6 protein-coding genes are annotated in these 5,863 nt (G+C 59.3%); all 6 read right to left on the bottom strand.

From position 1 onward, the window contains the following. Positions 1-1,415 (bottom strand): hypothetical protein (locus IT350_20205; protein MCC6160386.1); only part of this gene is annotated, 1,415 nt, incomplete at its 3' end. Between the two features lie 9 nt (positions 1,416-1,424). After that, positions 1,425-1,928, bottom strand: coding sequence for a hypothetical protein (locus IT350_20210; protein ID MCC6160387.1), 504 nt, complete (start codon positions 1,926-1,928; stop codon positions 1,425-1,427). Then, a complete protein-coding gene (locus IT350_20215) occupies positions 1,921-2,355 on the bottom strand; it encodes a hypothetical protein (GenBank protein MCC6160388.1) in 435 nt (144 codons plus the stop codon). The genes IT350_20210 and IT350_20215 overlap by 8 nt, the downstream gene beginning before the upstream one ends. Before the next feature lie 15 nt (positions 2,356-2,370). Further along, positions 2,371-4,713 carry a hypothetical protein gene (locus IT350_20220; GenBank protein MCC6160389.1) on the bottom strand — a complete coding sequence of 781 codons (2,343 nt, stop codon included), beginning with the start codon at positions 4,711-4,713 and terminating at the stop codon, positions 2,371-2,373. Continuing rightward, positions 4,713-5,153: a hypothetical protein gene (locus tag IT350_20225; GenBank protein MCC6160390.1), complete on the bottom strand. Its 441-nt coding sequence runs from the start codon at positions 5,151-5,153 to the stop codon at positions 4,713-4,715. The genes IT350_20220 and IT350_20225 overlap by 1 nt, the downstream gene beginning before the upstream one ends. A 39-nt stretch (positions 5,154-5,192) precedes the next feature. Further along, positions 5,193-5,863: hypothetical protein (locus IT350_20230; protein MCC6160391.1), on the bottom strand; the 671-nt coding region annotated here is incomplete at its 5' end.

A 5,863-nucleotide genomic window follows, 5' to 3' on the forward strand; every position in this document is an offset into this window, starting at 1 on the left:
CGGTACTGGTTGACGATTTCCGGCGCGCCCAAAAAGTCCGGTGATTTAGGATCCAGCAACGTGCGCGGATCTTTCCCGTCACGCTTATATTCCGCGATGCGCTCCTGCACCATCGAGAGATATTCGTAATACTTAATCCCCCCGGTCATGTCGATCTTCCCCATCATGGGGTTCGACTTATCGATCATCGGTTTGCGACTGGTCAGGAACGCGTCGACCTGTGCGCCGAGCTTGGCCCCCTCGGGGGTTCGCATATCCACGAACTCTTGTCGGAGTTGTTTGGTGTCTTCCCAGGTAATGCCGGCGCCGCGCTCGGCACTCTGCGCGAACAGCGTCTCGATCTGTGAGGTGGAGGTGATCTTTCCCTGGCGGATCTGTTGCAGCGTGTCGACAAAGAGCCGCGGATCTTTTTTAATCGGCGCTTCGTTGTGTTCCTTATTCTGCGCCTCCACCATCTTAATCCAATGCTCTTTCGATCCCTCCCCCGTGGCGGGAAGGTTCGAGTTCAAAATCATCGGCGCTGTCAGACTCTTCGTGGAATAGTGTTCCACCATCTGTTGATTCGTCGCTTCGATTTCTTTTTTGCGGAGTCGTTCGGCTTCGGCTTCGCGGCGTCGCGCCTCAGCTTCCAGCCCGGCGATGCCGACGCGCGCCTCCGTCCGAAGCTCATGCTTGGCGTCCGCATCCAGGTACGGATCCCATTGGTCAGAGTTCAACTGTTTCATGGCGATGTTGGGGTCGAGTCGGATCACCCCTTGCACGGCCGACTTCGCGAGCTCGGTCTTAGTGGTCCGGAGAAATTCGTCGCGGATGTTCGCCGGCATGTGGGCGAAGACGCCGTTCTTATCGTTGATCGTGTTCGCGACCCCTTGTTCCACGCGCTCGAATTGAAACGGATCGTTCATGAGGGTGTTACGCGACACGTCGACGAAATCTTTCGCTTGGGAGACGGCTTTGATGCCGGCCGCTTTGCTGTACGATGCCCCGGCCGCGATAAAATAATGCCCAGTCATCTCAGCGGCGCCGCGTTCCCAGGCTTGCCGGCCGGCCGCAGTTTCAAACTTTTGGCCGACTAAATCCATATTCGTACTGATCCGAGACATATACGTTTCCGTAAACGCCTCGTCGTCGAGCGCCCCGGATGTCTCCGCGTTCTTCAATTCATGCGCGGCCGACGCATTGAAGCGGGCGAGTTCCACCGCGACATCGGTGACTTCTTTTCGCGCCTTCTGATCGTCGATCATGCGCTGGATCGCCACGCCATCTTCGGCGACCTGTTGCAGACCTCGGCCCGCGATCGACGCCCCGACGCCGGCGCCGCTGAAATCAGACGCGAAGGCTTGCCGGGAGACTTGACTTAGGGGGAGCTCTTGCGGCCCCCCAACCTGGGATGTGTATTCTTTAATTCGTGGCACGTCGCACCTCTACGCGATCGCCACCGGCGCCCCGGCCGATGGTGCGGTTTTCCCCGCGGTGAAGAGTTTTCCTGCTCCGCTGAATCCGGTCAACAAACTCGTCGCGGTCGCGAAGTCGCTTTGTTTCTTCGCGCTCTCAGCCCCGTACAAACTGAGGGTCCGCGTGTCTTCGTACCCGAGCGCTTTCAACTCCCCTCGATAGAGGATTTGTTGCCGGTCACGTTCCGCGTTTTCGATGCTCATTTGAAGGACATCGAGGGGCGATCCTTCGATCGTCACACCCGACGCGCCGTAGGCTGCGCGAATGGACCCTAACTGCATCCGGGCTTGGCGCTCTTGCAATCCGGCATCGTACGACGCCGCTTCGCGCGCGAGCCCCGCGTTGCGGCCGGCGATGTCCGCGTTGAACTGTTGCGCCATCGCTGCACTTTGGCCCTGGGCTTGCGCCCCCATCGCGGAGACGAACCCCCCGAGCATCGACACACCCGCGAATGCTGTAATTGGATCAGCCACGTCTTACCCTCGCGTACAAAGAGGCATCGTTGCCGTTAAGAAGAAACGCTCGCATCCGGTAGGCTTCGCACTGAAACCCAAGCGCTTTCGCCCACCGATGCCCATTTCTGAATTGGATGTCGACGTGCATTTCCAAGCGACGAAACGGAAGGTCTTCAATGAAGAGCGACACGAGGCGATGCAGCCGCGGAAAGTCATGGGGTGTCACGTCCGATCCGACGAAGGACCATAAGATCCCGTAGTCCGGACGTTGCTCGATAACCCCGCCACAACAGATGGGTCGGCCGTGCTTGAACACCGTGTTCGACCACATCCCTTCGAGGGCATGTAAGATCGACGGCGACATAAAACTCAGAGTCCAGCGCTGCGCCTCCTGCACGGTCAGCAGCGAAAGATGCGCCTGTTTGAATGGCCCGAATGAAATCATAATAGGCGAGATCCATCATCGGTCCTGTGTGTGAAGCTGCGGCATAACCGCGAGAATGGTCGCCGGAAACATGCTGTCATTGCGCCATGTCACGTAGTTGTTTTTGGTGTAGGTGCCTTCCCATCGAATCTCAATATCCCCTGAGTAGAGCGGCACCGCGGTGTCCCCGGGAACCGCCGAGGTCCGGATCGTGGGCTCGGTCAGTTTCCCCGGGCCGGTCGCGTGAAATCCGGATCCAAATTTCATGCCGAGTGTATCATGGACTCGTATGTTTACGTTATGAGTTCGCTGATATTTTCCCTGTGAGGTCCCATCTGCGGCCCCGACATCTTGCCGCAGCATTTGTCCGTCGCTGGCGTACCGAAGACCGACTTGAACTTTCGACGCTGGGGAGGTCAAGGTGATCGTCCCCGTGGTCGACACCACACAATCCGGATGCGCGGCGCCGTCGACGAGGACCCCCACGGTTTCCCCGATCAGGTGCCACAACCCGGTGACCGTCGAGATGGGCGTGCCGTCGTAGGTCAGCGCGCAATCTCCATAGATCGCATCCGCTTGGATGTCGCCTTTTTCCCACACCTTTGTCATGTACTCGTTATAGCGCACCGTTCGCCCGTTGATGACGCGCTGCACACTCAGCCATACCTCGTCTCGGGTGCCATCGGCGCTCGGCATACAGGCCACGGATTCGACCGCAGCGGGCTCGGTCTGGTTGCCATCTGAGAATCCGCCGAGCGCGTGGGGCGCCCACGCGAGGACTTTCTGATCCCGTTCATAGGTGAGGGACAATAGCCGACCGTCGTTCCGCGGACACCACACGATCGATTGCGGCTGCTTCTGGTAGTCCAGACTCTTAATGCCGGTCGTCTCCGCACTCTCCCCTTTGGTGATGTGCTCTGACAGGACGGTGAGATCCGGCGTTTTAAACTTGTCAGCCTCGAACACGTACGCGAGCTCACGCAATTGCCGCTTCGCGGTTTGGACGAAGAGAATCGCATCGCCCGCGCGGATCCCTTGTATATCGGCACTCCCGCGCGCGGTAGATTGTTTGGCTGAGATGTTCGTCGGCGTCATCGCTTCCGATGCGGTACTCGGTCGCATCGGCCATTCGCCGTCGACGGTGCCGACGACCAAGGCTTTTTCATCCCCCTTGACCCACAGAATGATTTGCACCTCGTCAGAATTCAGGGTGTACGACAACGCATGTGAATCGGTGACCACACCATCGGGATCTGTTTGCGCGAAGTTTTCGTAGTCTCCCGATCGCGAGAGATCGACGCGCGACGGAGTGGCAGGGCATCCGGCCAGGACCAAGCGATCTTCATAGAACCCCACCGCGGCGGGATACCCCGTGGTGTTCGAGTACAATCCGAGGCGCCAGAATGTTTTCGCGTTCGTGTTCGTCAGTGTGTTGATGATGTCGATCGTCACATTCAGGGCGTCGACCCGCGTCGCGATCCTTGCGTACCCCCACGTCGATCCTTCTTTAATCCTAATTAAGCGGCCGACATCGGTTGTTTGGAACCCGGTCCCGCCATTGATCCCGACGATCGACGACGCCGCGAGCGTCACCCCGGTGCCGGTTGCCGCCCCTGGCGTCAACGTCGTCGCTGTGGTGTTGACCGCGAGATAGGGGCCGTCCAACAACAGCGAATTGTTGAGGGAGGTCAGCGTCCACGAGGTGTCGCTGGTGCGGCTCAACTTGCGCGGGGTGTGCTCCGGATGGGTGATATAGAGCACATCGGCGGACTGGACGAACTTTAATTGAAACAACTGATCTTCATCGTAGGGCGATACGATCTCGTAGACCTCGGCCACGGTTCCCCCGGAGACATACACCCCGTAGTTCGTGCTGTTAATAGGGGACCCCCCGAGGTCCAACAACTGAAACGTGTTCGCGCCGGCGTTAAGATTGGTGACACGAAACCGTCGCCCGTTGAGCTCGGTCATCCCGACGACGCCGGTGATGTCGACATCATCGCCGTTCGCATACGTATCCGCCCCTGAGTAGGTCAGCACACACGGGCTGGCGTTTGTCACGGCGGTGATGCCCTGCGCGGTGAGGGTGATCGGAGCATTCTCGCGTTTAAAGCGGATGTATTGATGCCCGAACTCCAACATGTACGCTTGTTGGGTTGAATACTTAAACCGCACCAACCGGACTTCTTTCGAGGAATCTTTCACCTCGTCACAGAAGTATGTCGCCGGCCGTCGTGTGATCGGCCCCTGAATCAGCGGGAGCCAATTCCGACAGACCTGGAGCGCCGATTTGTAGTTGTCGAATTCGACTTGTCCGTAGAGTAACGGGGAGAGCTCCCCCGTCGAAAACGCACTCTGTATCGGGGATACTTTCGGCATTAGGAGCTCCCAAACCGACGCCAATTTTGACCGCGATCGCCGGCATAGCGCGCCGTCAACCACGGCGGTTCCGGCTCTTGCGGCGTCGCTTGCTCGAACGCGTTGATCCGTTTCGCGTCGGCTCGCGCCTTGTCATACTCGCGCTCGATGTCCGCTTTTTTCTGGTTCGACTGCGTGATCTCTTCACAACAGTGCCACGCGATTTTACAGGCCAGCATGTCGGCAAAGAGCGGATCGAATTGCGTCTCGTCGGTGACGCGCGAGACATACCGCAGGTAGATCACCGTGCCTTCGTTGGTGAGAATGTGCTTCGACCCGTTGTGGTACTCAATCGTCCAGTCCACATCGCGCGCGGGCGGAAGCGGCCGCAAACAATCAGAGGGGAGTGGGAACGCTTTCGCAAACTCGAACGCCGGCGCAACCGAGGATGGGGCCAGCACCGCGCGTTTGATCGAGAAGTTCCAACTGTGCGCGCGGAGTTAGCGATCGCGGAGCATCGTATAACACCGGGTGATCGCTCGGCGCTCGCGGGTGTCTTCATCCATTGAGACGATCTCGGTCGCCCCGAGCTTTTGGAGCGCGAGATTGGCAACCCGGACTTGGGAGAGCGCTTCGGCCGGCGTCAGCCCGCCGCCCCCGCCGCCTCCGATTGAATCCGATAGCTCCTCGATCAGCGTTTTCAGTTCGAGGACTTTCGCTTGGATGTCGGTGACGGCGACGTTCGTGTCGAGCTCTTGCGCCCCGAATGTTTCCGGCACCAGATGGTTCGCGACCAGTTCATCCCACACCCCGCCCGTCACCGCCCCCTGTGACGCTGCGGAGAGGGCGACCGTACCGGAGAAGAGATCGAAGGGGAAATACGCACTAGGATCGCCGACGGTGAAGATGTGAATTGCGTCATCGTTCCACTCGGCGCCCGCCGCGTCGACCAAGCGGAGCACGATATGTTCGGCTTGAAGCTCGGCCGCTGAAAACGCGATGTCGAGGGAGCTTCCACCCGCTGGCTCGACGGCCGGGAGCGTCGCGAGATTGGCCGCGGCGCCCCCGTCCTTTTCTATTTTGAAATCCCCCGCCGCGAGTGTCGGCGTGACCTTATACTGGCCCGTCGTGCGATCGACGAGTTGGTGTCCGTGGAGCGTCCACCCTTCTC

The sequence above is a fragment of the Deltaproteobacteria bacterium genome, assembly GCA_020845895.1.
Lineage (GTDB): Bacteria > Lernaellota > Lernaellaia > JACKCT01 > JACKCT01 > JADLEX01.